13 protein-coding genes are annotated in these 17,122 nt (G+C 70.2%); 10 read left to right on the forward strand and 3 right to left on the reverse strand.

What is annotated here, in order from left to right; genetic code table 11:
- Positions 1–89 precede the first annotated feature (89 nt).
- The 5 genes from EJK15_RS01450 to EJK15_RS01470 all read left to right on the forward strand — a co-directional run bounded on the left by EJK15_RS01450 (position 90) and on the right by EJK15_RS01470 (position 7,442).
- Entirely contained in the window at positions 90–4,688 is a 4,599-nt protein-coding gene (locus EJK15_RS01450) for a GH92 family glycosyl hydrolase (RefSeq protein WP_138708499.1), read from the forward strand.
- 63 nt (positions 4,689–4,751) lie between these two features.
- Positions 4,752–5,360: a hypothetical protein gene (locus EJK15_RS01455; RefSeq protein WP_240776695.1), complete on the forward strand. Its 609-nt coding sequence runs from the start codon at positions 4,752–4,754 to the stop codon at positions 5,358–5,360.
- 247 nt (positions 5,361–5,607) lie between these two features.
- A complete protein-coding gene (locus EJK15_RS01460; RefSeq protein ID WP_138708500.1) occupies positions 5,608–6,057 on the forward strand; it encodes an RlpA-like double-psi beta-barrel domain-containing protein in 450 nt (149 codons plus the stop codon).
- Positions 6,058–6,067: 10 nt separating this feature from the next.
- Entirely contained in the window at positions 6,068–6,664 is a 597-nt protein-coding gene (locus tag EJK15_RS01465; RefSeq protein ID WP_138708501.1) for a cell wall protein, read from the forward strand.
- 10 nt (positions 6,665–6,674) lie between these two features.
- Positions 6,675–7,442 (forward strand): MauE/DoxX family redox-associated membrane protein, encoded by a 768-nt coding sequence (locus EJK15_RS01470; protein WP_138708502.1) that lies wholly within the window; start codon positions 6,675–6,677, stop codon positions 7,440–7,442.
- A gap of 93 nt (positions 7,443–7,535) precedes the next feature.
- On the opposite strand, the gene EJK15_RS01475 is transcribed toward EJK15_RS01470, so the two are convergent.
- Entirely contained in the window at positions 7,536–9,341 is a 1,806-nt protein-coding gene (locus EJK15_RS01475) for a glycoside hydrolase family 15 protein (protein WP_138708503.1), read from the reverse strand.
- Positions 9,342–9,691: 350 nt separating this feature from the next.
- Between EJK15_RS01475 and EJK15_RS01480 the strand changes: the two genes are divergently transcribed.
- Entirely contained in the window at positions 9,692–11,176 is a 1,485-nt protein-coding gene (locus tag EJK15_RS01480; RefSeq protein ID WP_138708504.1) for a serine/threonine-protein kinase, read from the forward strand.
- A gap of 97 nt (positions 11,177–11,273) precedes the next feature.
- Here EJK15_RS01480 and EJK15_RS01485 read toward each other — a convergent pair whose 3' ends face one another.
- On the reverse strand, positions 11,274–12,521 hold the full coding sequence (locus EJK15_RS01485) for an acyltransferase family protein (protein WP_138708505.1): 1,248 nt from the start codon (positions 12,519–12,521) through the stop codon (positions 11,274–11,276).
- A 145-nt stretch (positions 12,522–12,666) separates the two neighbouring features.
- Here EJK15_RS01485 and EJK15_RS01490 point away from each other — a divergent pair, with 145 nt between their 5' ends.
- From EJK15_RS01490 to EJK15_RS01505, 4 genes are all read left to right on the forward strand, one after another.
- Positions 12,667–12,936 carry a GlsB/YeaQ/YmgE family stress response membrane protein gene (locus EJK15_RS01490; protein WP_138708506.1) on the forward strand — a complete coding sequence of 90 codons (270 nt, stop codon included), beginning with the start codon at positions 12,667–12,669 and terminating at the stop codon, positions 12,934–12,936.
- Positions 12,937–13,027: 91 nt separating this feature from the next.
- Positions 13,028–13,891: a sulfotransferase family protein gene (locus EJK15_RS01495; RefSeq protein ID WP_138708507.1), complete on the forward strand. Its 864-nt coding sequence runs from the start codon at positions 13,028–13,030 to the stop codon at positions 13,889–13,891.
- On the forward strand, positions 13,888–15,066 hold the full coding sequence (locus EJK15_RS01500) for a glycosyltransferase family 4 protein (RefSeq protein ID WP_138708508.1): 1,179 nt from the start codon (positions 13,888–13,890) through the stop codon (positions 15,064–15,066). The genes EJK15_RS01495 and EJK15_RS01500 overlap by 4 nt, the downstream gene beginning before the upstream one ends.
- Positions 15,067–15,339: 273 nt before the next feature.
- Positions 15,340–16,161, forward strand: a complete 822-nt coding sequence (locus tag EJK15_RS01505) for an SAM-dependent methyltransferase (protein WP_138708509.1) — start codon at positions 15,340–15,342, stop codon at positions 16,159–16,161.
- Between the two features lie 3 nt (positions 16,162–16,164).
- Here the strand turns inward: EJK15_RS01505 and EJK15_RS01510 are convergent, their stop codons facing one another.
- Positions 16,165–17,043 (reverse strand): helix-turn-helix domain-containing protein, encoded by an 879-nt coding sequence (locus EJK15_RS01510; RefSeq protein WP_171074043.1) that lies wholly within the window; start codon positions 17,041–17,043, stop codon positions 16,165–16,167.
- Between the last annotated feature and the right edge of the window lie 79 nt (positions 17,044–17,122).

Below are 17,122 nucleotides of genomic sequence, written 5' to 3' on the forward strand. Positions count from 1 at the left end.
GGCGTGGGCCCGCCGGACCTCGCCCGGCGGTTGCTGATGGCGGGCCTGCCGAGTCCCCGTACCGGTTGACGCACGAAAGGTTCCCCCCGATGAAGCACCCTCACCGACGATCCCTCCCGGCCGAAGTACGGCGAGCGGCGCAGGACGGGCAGATGCTGGCCCAGGCCGAGGGGACGGCCTTCGCCTCCTCCTTCGAGCCGGGTGATCCGCAGCCGACGTGGGTCAACACCACCGAGACCGACGCCCGGGGCCGCAAGAAGGCCGCGAACATCACCGGAACCCTGCCCGGGGGCATCGAGGGCAGCATTTCGGACAAGATCATCCAGGTCAGCGCCAGCGGCGAGTACGCGGCCTCGGGCGAGGTGAAGGAGAACCTGTCCGACGGTGACGCGAACACCAAGTGGCTGGTGTTCACCAGCACAGGCTGGGCGCAGTACGGCCTGTCCGGCCCGGTCGCGGTCGTGCACTACGCGCTGACCTCCGCCGGCGACGCGCCCGAGCGTGACCCGCGCGACTGGCACCTGCAGGGCTCGCAGGACGGGCAGAACTGGACCACCCTGGACGCCCGGGCCGGCGAGACGTTCACGGCGCGCCTGCAGCGCAAGGAGTACCGCTTCGCCAATACGACGGCCTACGCCCACTACCGGCTGACCATCACCCGCATCGGCGGCGGCTCGATCCTGCAGCTGGCCGAGTGGGAGCTGTCGGACGGGCAGACCGGCCCGAGACCGGCCGGCGACATGCGCAGCCAGGTGGGCGCCGGGCCGAACGGCGGGTTCGTCTCCAAGCCGCGCGCCGGCTTCTCCGGGCTGCGAGCGTTCCAGTACGCGGGCAGCACCACCGCGCAGGACGGCGGTCACTCCACCAACAAGGTGTTCGAGGTGGACATCCCGGTCACCTCCGCGACGGAGCTGTCCTACGTCGTCTTCCCCGAGTTCACCGCGGCCGACCTGCGTTATCCCAGCACGTACGTCTCGGTGGACCTGGCCTTCCGGGACGGCACGTACCTCAGCGATCTGAGGGCCGTCGACCAGCACGGGGTCCGGCTGGCGCCGCGAGCGCAGGGCGAGTCCAAGACCCTGTACGCCGACCAGTGGAACTACAAGCGCGCTCAGATCGGCGAGGTGGCCAGGGGCAAGCGGATCAGCCGCATCCTGGTGGCCTACGACGGTCCCGCCGGACCGGCAGGGTTTCGCGGGTGGGTGGACGACATCAAGATCGTCACGGAACGGAAGCGGCAGCCGTACGACGGCCGGGCGTGGCAGAACAGGCCGGGACCTTCGCAGTACGTGGTGACCACCCGGGGGACGCATTCCACGGGCGGGTTCTCGCGGGGGAACAATTTCCCGGCCACCGCCGTGCCGCACGGGTTCACCTTCTGGACGCCGATGACCGATGCCGGCTCGCTGAGCTGGCTCTACGAGTACCACCGGGCCAACAACGCGGCCAACCTGCCCGAGATCCAGGCCTTCACCGCCAGCCACGAGCCGAGCCCGTGGATGGGTGACCGGCAGACGTTCCAGTTCATGCCCTCGGCGGCCGAAGGGGTGCCGGACCCGTCCCGTGCCGCCCGCGCGCTGCCCTTCCGCCACGAGCGGGAGGTCGCGCAGCCGCATCTGTACGCGGTCACCTTCGACAACGGGCTCAAGACCGAGATCGCCCCGGCGGACCACGCGGCGGTCGCCCGCTTCACCTTCCCCGGCTCCTCGGCCAAACTGATCTTCGACAACGTCGACAACAACGGCGGCCTGACCCTGGACGTGTCCGGCGGCGTGGTGACCGGCCATTCGGACGTGCGCAGCGGCCTGTCCACCGGGGCCACGCGGATGTTCTTCTACGCCGTCTTCGACCGTCCGGTCACCGGCGGCGGCAGCCTGACCGGCCAGGGACGTGACAACGTGCTGGGATACCTGGCCTTCGACGCCGGCGCGACCCGCACGGTCGCCATGCGCATCGCCTCCTCGCTGATCAGCGTGGACCAGGCCAGGCGGAACCTGGAGCTGGAGATCGGCGCCTCGGACACGCTGGAGACGGTCAGCGAGCGGGCGCGGCAGGCGTGGGACGCCAAGCTGGGCGTCATCGAGGTCGAGGGAGCGAGCCGGGATCAGCTGGTCACGCTCTACTCCAACCTGTACCGGCTGTTCCTGTATCCCAACTCGGGCTTCGAGAACACCGGCACCGCGGCCGCGCCGGTGTACAAGCACGCCGTGCAGTCGTCCACCGGTACCCCGCCCAGCACCGAGGTGGCGGACGGGAAGGTGTACGTCAACAACGGCTTCTGGGACACCTACCGCACCACCTGGCCCGCGTACGCGCTGCTCACGCCGCGGGCGGCCGGGGAGATGGCCGACGGGTTCGTGCGGCAGTACGAGGACGGCGGCTGGATCGCCCGGTGGTCCTCGCCCGGTTACGCCGATCTGATGGTCGGCACGAGCTCCGACGTCGCCTTCGCCGACGCCTACCTGAAGGGGGTGACCGGTTTCGACGCCGCGACCGCGTACCAGGCCGCGGTCAAGAACGCCACGGTCGCCCCGCCCACCCGTCATGTGGGCCGCAAGGGCCTGTCCTCCTCCGTCTTCCTCGGGTACACGAGCATCCAGTCGACGGATGAGGCGATGTCGTGGGCGATGGACGGGTACATCAACGACTTCGGCATCGCCAACATGGCCAGGGCTCTGGCCGAGCGGTCCACGGGTGCGCAGCGTGCCCGCTACCTGGAGGAGTACGAGTACTTCCGGAACCGGGCCCGCAACTACGTGCACATGTTCGACCCGGCGGTGCGCTTCTTCCAGGGCAGGAACGCCGACGGATCCTTCCGCCGCAAGCCGGGCGCGTACGACCCGCGTACCTGGGGCTTCGACTACACCGAGACCAACGGCTGGAACATGGCCTTCCACGTCCCGCAGGACGGCCGCGGCCTGGCCAACCTGTACGGCGGCGCGGACAAGCTCGCGGCCAAGCTGGACGCGTTCTTCGCCACCCCGGAGACGGCGATGTTCCCCGGCTCGTACGGGGGCATCATCCACGAGATGCGGGAGGCCCGGGATGTCCGGATGGGACAGTACGGGCACAGCAACCAGCCCTCGCACCACATCGCCTACATGTACGACTACGCGGGGCAGCCGTGGAAGACCCAGGCCAAGGTGCGCGAGGCGCTCTCGCGGCTGTACCTGGGCAGCGAGATCGGCCAGGGCTACCCGGGCGATGAGGACAACGGGGAGATGTCGGCCTGGCAGGTCTTCGGCGCACTCGGCTTCTACCCGCTGCAGATGGGCAGTCCCTACTACGCGATCGGCTCACCGCTGTTCAGCAAGGTGACAGTGCGTCTGGAGGGCGGCGGGAAGCTGGTGGTCAAGGCACACGGCAACAGCCCGCGCAACGTCTACGTGCAGGGGTTGAAGGTCAACGGCAAGGCGTACGAGAAGACGTACCTTCCGCACGACCTGATCGCCAAGGGCGGCGAGCTGGTGTTCGAGATGGGGCCGAAGCCTTCGCGCTGGGGTACCGGCAAGGACGCCGCCCCGCTCTCGATCACCGACGACGATCGGATCCCCACGCCGCTGCGCGACGCCACCGGACCGGGGCGCGGCACGGCGTCGGCGGCCGGCGGCGCCGATGTGAGCGCGCTGTTCGACGACGACTCGGCCACCCGGGCGACCCTGCCCGAATGGGTCCAGTACACCTTCGCCGGCGACCGGCAGGCGCGCTTCTACACTCTCACCTCCGGCGCCGGCCGGCCGGCCGAGGATCCGACCGGCTGGGTCCTGGAAGGCTCCGCCGACGGCAGCTCGTGGAAGGTGCTCGACGAGCGGGCCGGCGAGAGCTTCCCGTGGCGGCTGCAGACCCGCCCGTTCAAGATCGCCAAGCCGGGCGCGTACGCCCATTACCGGATCAGGTTCACCGGCGGCGCATCGCCGGCCTCGCTGGCCGAGATCGAGCTGCTCGCCCACGAGTCACCTGCCACCTCGCCGCTGGTCATCGAGGCCGCCGGGGTATTCGCTTCTCCCGGGGAGACCGTGACCCTCCCGGTGACCGTGTCCAACCACGCCGACCGGCCCGCCACCGGACGGCTGACCGCGACCGGACCTGCCGGCTGGACCGTCCAGCCGGCGGCCGCCGGCTTCGGGCCCATCGCGCCGGGCGCGTCACAGGCACTGGCGTTCCAGGTGGCGGTGCCGGCGACGGCGGGTCCGGGCAGCCGTCCGATACGGCTCGCCGCGGCCTCCGACCAGGGGCCGGCCGGCGAGCAGGTGACGGTCACGGTGATCGGCGACACCGTGGAGTTCACGCCCGGCACCCCCGCCGAGGCGCCGTGGCTCTTGGAGGCGGACGGGTCTCAACTCGACGGCGAGGTGTACGACGGGCGTGCCCGTTTCACCGACGGCACCAGTCACGCCATCTACCGTTTCGAGCTGCCGGCCCAGGTGACAGGGGGTTCGCTGACACTGGACATCGGCAACCAGTTCCTGGTGCAGGTCTCGGCCGACAACCAGAGCTGGCGGACCGTGCTGCAGGAGAGCGCCAACGTGCGCGACCTGTCCAACCGCGCGCAACGCACGCTGGACCTCAACGAGGTGCGCCGTGAGGCCCGTACGTTCTACCTGCGCCTCGGGGACAGCCAGCCGCAGGACGGCTGGGGGTCCTGGCTGGCCAGGGTACGGCTGGACTTGCGGCGTTCGGCCGGCTAGGCCGTCACGGTCGGTAGAGCCGATGACAAGTCGCGTACAAGTCGCCGCCGCCATCGTGGGGCCATGAGGAAACGCCGTCGTGGAGGCACGAACAGGCATCGCCGGTACGGCACGAGCCACGTCCGCGCGGAAGGCACCGGCCACCGTCCGGCCGCGATCACCGTCTCCAGGAACCGGGGCCCTGGGCGGATCGGCAAGGTGCTGATCGTGTTGATGTGGGCGGGCATGTTCCTGGTGCCGATCCCGCTGTGGGTGCCGGCCGTCCAACTGGCTGCGGGCGCCATCGGCACGCCGGGCACGCTCACCGTGGGCGTGTGCGAGCGCCTCGGCCGGGGCAGATACGACTGCGACGGCACGTTCGCGCCCGACGACGGCGGCCGCGCGATTCCGGTCTCCGCCCCGCCAGACCTGGAGGCGGGCGACACGGTACCGGCTCAGCTCACCCCCGAGGGCGACCGGGCGGCGATGGCGGGGCCGCGCGGCGTGCTCGGCGCGCTGACCCTGCCCTTCTTGTGCGGCGGCGGGATCGGCTTCCTGCCGTACGTCGTCCTGTACTGGTCCTCCGGCGCCACCCGCCGTCACCTGCGGGCGGCAGCGATCGGGGGCTGGGCGCTGACCGCCGTCTCGCTCGCGGGCGTCACCATCGGCCTCATCGCGATCTACTCGGCCTGATCCGCGAGCTTTCCCGTCTTCGAACGCCTCGGCCCGGCCACGCCGGGCACGCCGCCGCACTCGGGCCTGGCCCAGCCGCACCTGCGCTTCGACAACCGCACCCCGCCCCGCCGCTTCCGCCCGGACGCGTGAGCAGGACCGCCTCGATCGGGCATTGACGAAAAATCCTTACATGGTACTCATAGATCGAGTCGGAAACCTTCACCCTTCACTGAGATCGTCCAGAGCTCACCCAAGGAGGACGCGCATGGCGCGTACCAAGTCACCCGACCCGCCCGCCGACTTACTCGGCCCCGTCCAAGGAGAGGTCTCCTGGTTCTGCTGCGGCACCGCCTGGGGACCGTGCAGCAGCACCGGCAGGGGAGCCTGCGGCACCTGCAACTCGGGAAGCCTGCAGCACGCCTGGCCCAACACCTCCGACGCCTGCTGGGCGATCACCCGCCCGGACAGCTGCGGCGTCGGCCTGTCCCGCCGGACCTGCGGTTTCCGCCACCGCACCACGGCGCTGTGCAGCGGCAGCAGCGTCGTCACCGCCATCGCCGACTGCGGCCCGCAGACCGACCTGTTCTGCGGTGAGCGCAGCTGCTGCGGCGCGACCTGCGCGAGCAACCGGCTGATCGACCTCACGCCGGCCGCGTACAGCCAGATCGCCAGCCTCTCCACCGGCCTGCGGCCGGCCGAGATCTCGACGGCGTAGGAGGCGGACGATGCGCAGCAGAAGGGATCTGCTCAAGTCCGCCGTGCTCGGCGGGGGCGCCGGCGTCGTCGCCGCGACCGCGCTCGGCTCGCTCGGCCCCGACGCGGCCTTCGCCACCGCGGCGCCCGAGATCGAGCCCGGCACCCCCGACCCCAACTTCGCCGAGGGCCGGATCCGCTCGATCAAGGACAACACGCTTCTCGTCCTGGGCTCGAACATGGTGTTCCACACCATCAGGGTCGTGGACGGCACGAGCCTATGGAAACTGGGACCGGTCGGGTTCGACCAGGCCAAGCCGGGTGACGGCCTGTACGCCAGGGGCGTGCGCATGCCGGACGGGATGCTCGCCGCCGAGTCGGTGTGGCTCAACATCGTCAACATCAAGGGCCACATCAAGAACATCAAGGGCCAGACCATCCACCTGGACCACAACGGGCACGAGGTGCTGTGCCACGTGGTGGCCGGCAAGTCGGTAGCCGTCCATTCCGAGTCGCCGCCGACCGCGGACCTGTCGATGCTGAAAGTGAGCCAGCACGTGCAGATCCTGGGCGCCTGGCGGCCCGACACGAACGAAGTCGACATCGCAACCGTCTTCTCCCCACATTAGGAGCCGGCAGATGCACGGGATCGCCGCGTCGCAGCCGTACGTGATCGCCCTCTTCCTTCTCTGGGCAGGCCTGATGAAGCTGCTCAGCCGGCGGATGCGGGCGCAGGCCGGGCAGATCGCCCTGGCCCGGCTGACCGGCGCGGCGCGCGCGGTCCCGGCGCTCCGGCTCGCCGGACTGGCCGAGCTCGCGGTGGCCGCCGCGCTGCTCCTGCCACCGGCACACCCCCTGGACGGCGTGGCCGCCGCGGTGCTGTCGGCCGGTTTCCTCGCCTATCTGACCTATGCCTACGTCGCCGCGCCCGCCGCGTCGTGCGGCTGCCTGGGCCCGCACTCCCGCCCTGTGGATCTGCGTGCCTTCGCCCGTGCCGGGCTCCTGCTCGCCGCCGGTCTGCTGGCGATCGGGGCGGGGCCGCACCCGCCGCTCGCGGCCCTCGTACCTCTGGAGGTCGCGGCCCTGCTGGCCCTCTCGGCGGAGCTGGACCGCTACTGGCTCACCCCGTCGCGGCGCCTCCTGGTACGGCTGCGCCGCCCGCTCGCCGTGCCGGCCCCCCGGCACGTCCCGCTGGAGACCTCGCTGCACCTGCTCCGCCGCAGCCCCGCGTACTGCTCGACGTCCGCCCAGCTCACCTCCGACGTGCGGGAGACGTGGGACGAGGACGGCGTGCGGTTCGTGGTCTACGGGGCACGCGAGCGGTCGGCGGTCTTCGCCATCCCCCTCTCCGGCGACGACCCCACCGACGTCAGAGTCGCCCTCGTCGACGAAGCGGCCCTCGCCTAGCCGTCTCGGACGGCGTTCTCGCGGCTGTCCGGCCTCGAGGCAGCACCCGGTCCGGGCCCGGCCGTTGTGATTCTTGCCGGTGCGCCCACGCCTCTAGAGCCCGCTTCGGTGGATGGCCCAGGCGGCGTTGATCAGGCCGATGTGACTGAACGCCTGGGGGAAGTTGCCGAGCAGCTCGCCCGTGCCCGGATGTACCTCCTCGGCCAGCAGTCCCACATCGGTGACGAAGGCGGCGGCGGTCTCGAACACCTGGCGGGCACGCCCGGTCTGCCCCGCCAGCGCCAGCGCGTGCGACAGCCAGAAGGTGCACAGCAGAAACGTCCCCTCGTCGCCGGCCAGGCCGTCGGCGGCCAGGTAGCGGTAGACCAGCCCCTGCTCGTCGGTGAGGCCGCCGGCGATGGCGTCGATGGTGGCCAGCATCCGCGGATCGTCGGCCGGCAGGAATCCGACGATGGGCATCATCAGGGCCGAGGCGTCCAGGTCCGCCGACCCGAACGCCTGGGTGAAGGCCCCGGCCCGCTCGTTCCAGCCCTGCTCCAGCACCGCCTGGCGGATCTCCCGCCTGGTCCGCCGCCAGCCCGGCACGTGATCGGCGGCCCGCAGCAGGCCGGCCAGCGCGATCGCCCGATCCAGCGCCACCCAGCACATCACCTTGGAGTACAGGTAGTGCCGGGGCTCGTCCCTGATCTCCCAGATGCCGTGGTCAGGCTGACGCCACTGGCAGGCCGCGGCATCGGCCAGCGAGGCCAGGAAGTCGCGTGCCTGCTGGTCCAGCTCGGTGAGCTGCTCCGACAGCCGGTGGGCGGCGTCGAGCAACTCGCCGTACACGTCGAGCTGGGGCTGCCGCCAGGCGTCGTTGCCCACCCGCACGGGGCGGCTGCCGCGCCAGCCGCCGAGATGGGACAGCTCGCGTTCGGACAGGTCGTGCTCGCCGCCGATGCCGAACATGATCTGCAGCGCCTCGCGCGGCCGGTAGGTGGCGGCGGCGGTGGTCAGAAAGGAGAAGAAGTCGCCCGCCTCGTCCGGGCAGGCCGCCACCCACAGGGCGTTCAAGGTGAAGCTCGCGTCCCGGACCCAGGCGTAGCGGTAGTCCCAGTTGCGCTGCCCGCCGATCTGCTCCGGCAGCGAGGTGGTGGCCGCGGCCGTGATCGCGCCGGTGGGCTGGTAGCTCAGCGCCTGCAGCACCCGGCCGCTGTGGTGAACCAGCTCACGGTAGGGGCCCTGGTAGTTCTGGTGCTCGTCCGACCAGTCCCGCCAGGAGGCCAGTGTGGTCTCCAGCTCGGCGGCGATCTCCGTCGCGGCCAGGACGCGCGGCGGCCGATCGCCGAGCGCGCTCCACTGCAGCGCGAACCACAGCACCTGGTCCGCCTCCACCCTGGCCCGTGCCACGGCCCCCTCGGCGGTGACGTCCCAATCCACCGGCGCCGACAGCAGCAACCGCGCGGGGCCTCCCCGCACGCCCAGCCCTCCCGGTACGGCCTGCAGCAGCGGCGCCACCAGCCCGTACTCGGGCCGGGGAGCGAAGGAGACCTCCACCTCCATCCGCCCCCGCACGCATCGGGCCGAGCGCACCAGCAGATGCGGAGCCCGCGCCCCGAGCCGATGCGGGTCCCGCTCCGGCCCGGTCGCCAGCGCGTCGGTCAGCGCCAGAACCCCGCCGGCCGTCTCGAAGGTGGTCTCCAGCACCATCGTGGCCTCCACGTAACGGCGCGACACCTCGAACTCCCCCACCGGGCGGATGCGCCACGAGCCTGCGGCCTCGTCCAGCAGGGCGCCGAACACCGATGGGCTGTCGAACCTGGGCAGGCACCACCAGTCCACCGCACCGTCCTTGGCCACCAGCGCCGCGGAATGCCGATCCGACAACAACGCGTACTCACCGATCGGTGTCCTGCTCATGTCGCCTCCCTCTACCACCGGCTTGCCCGCCTGCCTCCAAAGGGCGGCGTCACTCCCCGCTACCCGGCCGGCTCACCCTCCTCACCGCCCGCGGCGTTCCGCGACCTGGGCGTACCGGGCTCTTCGGCACTGTCCACTCCGCAGTCCGATCTCTGGCCAATACCGGTTCACGCGCGGGAGAGAGCCGCTCCCTGCCATAGGCTCCTCGGTTAGGCGAGCGTCGCCGCCGCCGCGCTCTCGCCGCTCGTCGCTTACGGTGCATCTCGGGGGATACGCCGCCGGAGGACCTCCGGGCCAGTGGGCACGGAGTTCGGCGTGCTGAGGGGAAGATCGGGAGGATGACGTCGGGGATGAGCACTCAGACGCAGGAGCATCTCGGCCCTTACCGGCTGGTCAGGAAGATCGGTGAGGGCGGCATGGGGGTCGTCCACCTCGGTCTCGACGGCGCGGGCCGGGAGGTCGCGATCAAGGTGCTGCACCCGCATGTGGCCGCCGATCTCAAGGCGCGCGACAGGCTGGTCCGCGAGGTGGAGACCATGCGGCGGGTGCGCAGCCCGTACGTGGCCGAGGTGATCGACGCCGAGCTGGTGGGCGGCCGGCCGTATGTGGTGACCCGTTTCGTGCCTGGGCGGACGCTGGAGGACACCGTGCTGACCGAGGGGCCCCTGGAGGCGCGCGAGGTCATCAGGGTCGCCCAGGGTCTCTGCCAGGCGCTGGTGGCCATTCACGCGGCCGGTGTGATCCACCGCGACCTCAAGCCGTCCAACGTCATGCTGGTCGATGGGCAACCGCTGGTCATCGACTTCGGGATCGCGCATCTGGTGAACGCGACCCGGCTGACGCAGTCGGGCATGTTCGTGGGGACGCCGGGCTATCTGGCGCCGGAGATCATCCGCAACTCTCAGATCACTCAGGCGGCCGACGTGCACGCGCTGGCCTCGACGCTGTTCTTCGCCGCGACGGGGCTGCCGCCGTTCGGCACGGGGACGTTCGAGACGGTCTGTTTCAACATCATGGAGGGGCGGGCGCAGATCGACCGGGCGCCGGTGTGGTTACGTGGCTGGTTGTCGCGGGCGTTGCAGGTGGATGCGGTGGGGCGGCCCAGCGCGCAGGATCTGCTGCGGATGGCCGGGGCGCTCGATCCGGCCGGCGCGTCCGGCCCGCCGAGCGGCACCCAGCGGCTGGACGAGCGCACGCTGACCATGGACACCTTCTCCGACCTGCTTCCACCGGTCGCATACGGCCGGAGACACCAGGAGAAGCCGCCACCCTACGTACCCGCACCGGTCCCGGCCGTGGCGCCGACGCAGCTCGCCGACCAGCGAGTGGCGGGCGACCCGCCGCCCCCGCCGTCCACGCCACCCGCCGACCCTCGGCGGTTCCTGCACAGCAGCCGGTTCGTCGGGGTGCTCCTGCTCGTCACGCTGGTGGCACTGACCGTCGTCATGCCGGTCATCGTGGGCACCATGGCCGCCGCGCTCTCGCTGGCACTGCGCATCGGCGAATACCTCTTCGGCGAGAACCGGCGGACGCTGTTCCAGGCCGTGCTCGTGACGGTGGGCCATCTGCTGCTGGCGCTGGCGTTCGGCATCCTCGCCTCGAGCCTCATGCAAGGGGCCGGCCGGATGCCGGCCGGCCATGCGGAGTCCTTCGCCGCGGGCGCCTTCACGCTGGGGCTGTTCGTGCTGCCCGGCTCAGGGGCGGTGCGCCAGGCGGCCACGCGTACGCTCGCCCGCGTCCTGCCCGGCCGCAGTGCGACGGTGGTGTCGGTCGCGGTGATGGGACCGATCGCGCTGCTCTCGCTGATCGTCGCCCTGGGGCAGGGTTTTGCGTAGTAGCCGGTCCCGGCACAGTGATCGTGGAGATGCTCTGGTGGTGGTTCAGCGTCGGCCGGCGCGGTTCGGTCCACGCCTTCGACTGAATCTTGGCACTTCATCGGGCGGCGGGTGATGCCCGATCTGCCGCCGCCCGAGGACGGCGCTGACGTGTCGCGCCTGTAGCGGACAGGCGTTCAACCAGGCGGCGGCCGGCGCGCTGCATCGGACGCTCAAGGAGCCGGTGACTCAGCCAACTGCACGGCAGGAGCACGCCGAGATAGGCCACGCTGATGCCGACCTGCGCGGGAAGTGGTGACCAGCGCATCTCCCCCGCCAGCTCCATGACGATGAGGAGGATCGGCAGGTGCACCAGGTAGAGGGAGTAGCTGATGGTGCCGAGCCCGGCGAGGAGGGCGGGAACCCGGCGGGCGCGCCAGGCCATGGCGGCCGCGAAGGTGGCGCCCGCCAGGACGATGGTCAGGCTCCACACGTCCGGCTGCACCCACCACCAGCCGGCGTTGACGGCCCAGAGCGGAGTCGAGGTCACCAGTGAGGCGGCGATGGCCACCGGCCAGAGCGGGCCTTCGCCGCGCTGCCAGCGGTGGATCGCGGTGCCGGTGAACATGACGGCGAGGATCGCCGCGGCGAACCAGGGGACGCGGCTGCTCAGCAGCACCAGAGCCAGCGCCATGACGCCCAGCGCGCAGGCTCCGGCCGTACGTGCGCGTCCGGAGATCACACAGGCCAGACCGGTGACCAATGCGGCGAGCGACAGCCAGGCCAGCCACCCACCCGTCAGCGGCGCCCCGGACAGCGCGATGCCTGCGACAAGGGCGATCAGGCCGAACAGGACCGGGAGCAGCCCGCGGCGGTCGCGCACGCCGGTGACGAACAGCGCGGCGACCATCAGGTAGAAGATCATTTCGTACGACAGCGTCCACATGGTGTTCAGCACGGCGCCCGAGCCGACCGCGTCGATCAGCATCGTCGCGTGCGCGGCCACCGAGGAGGCGTCGCGGGGCACCTCCTGGCGTATGGGAATCCACCAGGCCAGGGCCAGGACGAGGCCGATGACCGCGAGGTAGAGCGGGTAGAGGCGGAAGAGGCGGCCGATCCAGAAGGCCCGCACGTCGCCGTGGCGTTCCAGCGAGGTCGGGATGATGTAGCCGCTGACCAGGAAGAAGACCAGGACGCCGTACAGGCCCAGGTTGAACGAGGTGGGGCGTAACCAGGGCATGGCCCAGGTCGTCAGGTGCTCTCCGACGACCGCGAGGGCGCCGATGCCCCGCAGTGCGTCCAGCCAGGCAAGTCTGGGAGGCGCCGTCTGCGCGGCTTGAAGGGCTTGGGGAGGGGCGGTCGCCATATGCCCAACGTATCGGAGTGGCGATCCGCTGACGTGCGCATCGACCAGGGCCGAAATGACCCTGGTCTTGATGGGCCAGGAACCGTCCGTGCGATGCGTTCGTTGTGCGGGACAGGCGGACCACCGAGTTCCAGGGGAGTTCAGCGTGGAGATCACCGGCATCATTTCCGGCCTCGTCATCGGCATCGTGATCGGCGCGCTGGCGCGGCTGGTCCTTCCGGGGCGGCAGCGCATTCCCGTCTGGCTGACGATCCTGATCGGCGTGGTCGCGGCTCTGATCGGCACCGCGATCGCGGCCGCTCTGGGGGTTGCCGACACCAGGGGCATCGACTGGATCGAGCTCGGCATCCAGGTCGCCCTGGCCGCGTTCGGCGTCTCGCTGTCGGTCGGCCTGTACGGCAAGCGGCGTAAGTAGAGGGCAGTGCGAGAACGGCCGCGGGCTGGGTGCCTGTGGCCGTTCGCGATTCTCAGTCAATCCCCAGCAAGGACCGGTAATCTCCCCCACCATGAAGTGGCAGCGCAGAATCAACGGAGCGCTGGCCAGGTACGCAGGATTTCGGATCGAACAAGTAGGGAAAGCCGAGAACACCTCCGGGCGGCCGAAGAAGGCCGCCGACGCGATGTTCAGGCCGCCGGCCGACCCTGAGGCAGATCGCCTGCTGGCAGCCCCCGTGTTCGTCATCTCGCCGGTCCGATCCGGCTCGACGCTGCTGCGGACGATGCTCAACGCCCACCCCGACCTGCACGCCCCGCACGAGTTGCACGTACGCCGCCTCAGCGTGGAGTTCGGCACCGGGCTGGCCGACAAGGCGATGGCCGCGCTCGGGCACAACCTGGCCGATCTGGAGCATCTCCTGTGGGACCGGGTGCTCCATCGGGAGCTGGTACGCAGCGGCAAGCGGTTCATCGTGGACAAGACCCCGGCCAACGCCTTCGCCTACGAGCGGATCGCAGCCTGCTGGCCGGACGCGCGATACGTGTTCCTGCTGCGCCACCCGGCCTCGATCGCAACCTCCTGGCACGAGGCCGGCCCGGACAAGCGCACCCCGGCGGAGGCGGCGGCCGACGCGCTGCGCTACATGAAGGCGGTGGAACGAGCCAGGAGCGCGCTGCCGGGCCTGACCGTGCGTTACGAGGAGCTGACCGCCGAGCCGGACAAGATCCTGCGCGGGATCTGCGAGTTCCTCGGTCTGGCCTGGGCGCCCGAGATGCTCGCCTTCGGCACGCCCGACGTGGTGACCAAGGGGCTCGGCGACTGGAAGGACAAGATCCGATCCGGCAGCGTGCAGCCAGGGCGCGACCTGCCCCGGCCCGAAGAGGTCCCCGAGTCGCTGCGGAACATGTGCCGGATCTGGGAGTACCTGCCATGAAGATCCGCTACATGCTGCTGCACGCGTACGGCATGGGCGGCACGATCCGCACGGTGATCAACCAGGCCAACGCGATGGCGCAGGTGGGCCACGAGGTCGAGATCGTCAGCGTCGTACGCCGCCGCACCAAGCCGCAGTTCACCATCGACCCGCGGGTGCGCCTGTCGGCGCTGGTGGACCAGCGTGACGGCGTCACCTCCGACTCGATGGCCCGCAAGATGTGGCGGCGAGCCCGCGGCAAGATCGTCCCGTACGGGGAGTTCGCCGCCGAATACTTCACCGAACGCGTGGAGGCGGCCGCGATCGACTACGTGTCCTCACTGCGCGACGGCACCCTGGTCACCACCCGCCCGGCGCTGAATCTCATCTCCGCCCGCCGCGCCGGCAAGGGCGTACTCCGGGTGGCGCAGGAGCACATGAATCTGGCCGCCTACCACCCGGCAGTGCGCGAGCAGATCGCCCGCCACTACGGCGGCTTCGACGCGATCGCGGTGCTGACCGAGACCAGCCGGGCCGAATACCGGGCGCTGCTCAATCGCACGCCGATCGTGCGCATCCCCAACGCCGTGCACGTGGAGCACCGCACGCACTCCGACCAGAGCCACCCGATCGTGATCGCCGTGGGCCGGCTGGTGCCGCAAAAGGGCTTCGACATGCTCATCGACGCCTTCGCCGCGACGGCGGCGCAGTTTCCGCAGTGGCGCCTGCGGATCTTCGGCACGGGCCCGTCCAAGGACCGGCTCCAGCAGCGGATCGACGAGCACGGCTCGGGCGATCGGATGCGGCTCATGGGCCGCAGCGACCGCATCGACGAGGAGCTCGCCCAGGCGTCGATCTACGCGCTGAGCTCGCGCATCGAGGGCCTGCCGTTGGCGATGATCGAGGCGATGGGCCACGCCCTGGCCATCGTCGCCTTCGACTGCCCCACCGGACCCGCCGACCTGCTGACGCCCGGTAAGAACGGGCTGCCGGTGCCGCCGCGCGACGTCGAGGCGCTGGCCGAGGCGCTGGCCCGGCTGATGACCGATCGCGAGCTGCGCCGCCGACTGGGCGCCGCAGCAGCCGAATCCGCCGGCGAGTACACGCCGGAGAGGGTGATGCCGTTGTGGGAGGACCTGTTCGCCGCCCTGGCCGGCGGCGAGCCGATCGCCGACGACCCTTGGGCGGCCCGCTGACCGAGTGCTGCGGCTCGGTCAGCGGGCTAGGTTCGTTGCGGTTCCGGTGGACCGCAGCACGCTGAACAGCACCGTGAAAGCGATGACCAGCTTCTTCGACGCCACCGGTGAAGCGGCCCGGCGGCGTCAACGTGATATCGGGGCTTGACGAGCCCCTCCAAGGCGACGATGAGCGTAACGCCATGACAGGATTGTGACGACTTGATAGAAAAGGCGAAAGCCGGAATCCTGTCCGGAAAAGCCAGCAGATGCGACATATGAGGTGAAGCCTTCGTGACCGATGATTCGCACCTGCCGGACCAGGAGCTTCTCGCCAGGATCGACATCACCAGGCCGCATCAGGCCAGGGTCTGGAACTATTGGCTGGGCGGAAAGGACAACTACCCGGTCGACCGGGAACTCGCCGCGATACTCGCGGTCACCTATCCGGGCATGGAAGATATCGCGCGGCACGCTCGGGCTTTTCTCGGGCGAGCTGTCCGATACCTCGCCGGCGAGGCCGGAATCCGGCAGTTCTTGGACATTGGTACAGGGCTACCGACCGTGGACAACACTCATGAGGTGGCCCAGCAGGTGGATCCGACGAGCCGTATCGTCTACGTCGACAACGACCCCCTGGTGCTGGTGCACGCCCGCGCGCTGCTGGCCAGCGACCCTCGCGGGGCCTGCGACTACATCGAGGCCGACGTGCGCGACCCGGACACCATCTTGGAGTTCGCGGCCAAGACGCTGGACTTCACCCAGCCGACCGCGCTCATGCTCTTGGGTGTGATGGGCACCATCATGGACGACGGCGAGGCGTATGCGCTGGCGAAGCAGCTGATGGGTGCGCTGCCGCCGGGGAGCCATCTGGTGTTCGAGGACGGCACGAAAACCGTCAAGCCGGAAGCGGCGGCCGCGGCTGAGCGGCTCCGCGACCAGGGCGAGGTGTATGAGTATCAGCTGCGCACCCCCGCGAAGATCGAGCGCTTCTTCGACGGGCTGGAGTTGCTGGACCCGGGTGTCGTGTCGGTTTCTCGCTGGCGGGTGGAATCAGATGTGTTCGGTCTGCCTGCCGAGGTGGACGCGTTCTGCGGGGTGGCGCGGAAACCGTGAGAGTCACAGCGTGTCGATGAGCTGACGCAGGATCGCCCGACTGGCGGGCCCCTGCGGGGCGGAGATGCCGAGTTCGTCCATCAGCTTCTGGTACGGCATCACGTCGGCGCTCTTGGTGAGGTAGAGGGCGTTGGTGAGGTGCTCGACGTAGACGACGTCGGGCAGTTCTTTCTGGGCGAATCGCAGGATCGTGACGGGTCCGACGCCGCCGACAGCGGCGGCGGACGTGAAGGGCAGCACTTGCACGGTGATGTGCGGCAGGTCGGCCATCTGGGCGAGGTGTTCCAGTTGGGCGCGCATGATGGCGTCGCCCCCGACGCGGCGGTGCAGCGCCGCTTCGTCCAGCACGACCCAGAGTTTGCGCGGGTTGGGCTGGTTGAGGATGTGCTGGCGGCGCATCCGTACCGCGACTCGGCGTTCGATCCGCTCCGGGGTGTCGCCTTTGTGGCCCTCGACGATCACAGCGCGAGCGTAGTCTTCGGTTTGCAGCAGGCCGGGAACGTACTGGACTTCGTAGGTGCGTATGAGCGCGGCGTCCCGCTCCAGCCCGAGGTAGGGCTCGAACCAGTCGGGGATCACGTCGCGGTGGTCCCGCCACCAGGCGGGGGCGTTGGCTTGTTCGGCGAGGGCGAGCACGGCTTGGCGTTCGGCTTCGTCGTTGACGCCGTACAAGGTGAGCAGGTCGGCGACGTCACGGAGTTTGAAACCGGTGCGTCCGGCTTCCATGCGGCTGATCTTGGAGTGTGATCCTCGGATGAGATAGGCGGCGGCTTCGCGGGTGATCCCGCTCCCCTCGCGCAGCTGACGTAGCTGCCTGCCGACGAGGATGCGCAGCGCGGTTGGCCCGGATTGGGTGGCGTCCCTGCCAAGGATTTCGGACATGACGCCCAGACCATGTGTAGTCGACATCGACGATCCTTGATCGGTAATTCATGCGGTCCGGCCCGCCTCAATCCTGCCA

It is taken from the genome of Nonomuraea basaltis, from assembly GCF_005893125.1.
Lineage (GTDB): Bacteria > Actinomycetota > Actinomycetes > Streptosporangiales > Streptosporangiaceae > Nonomuraea > Nonomuraea basaltis.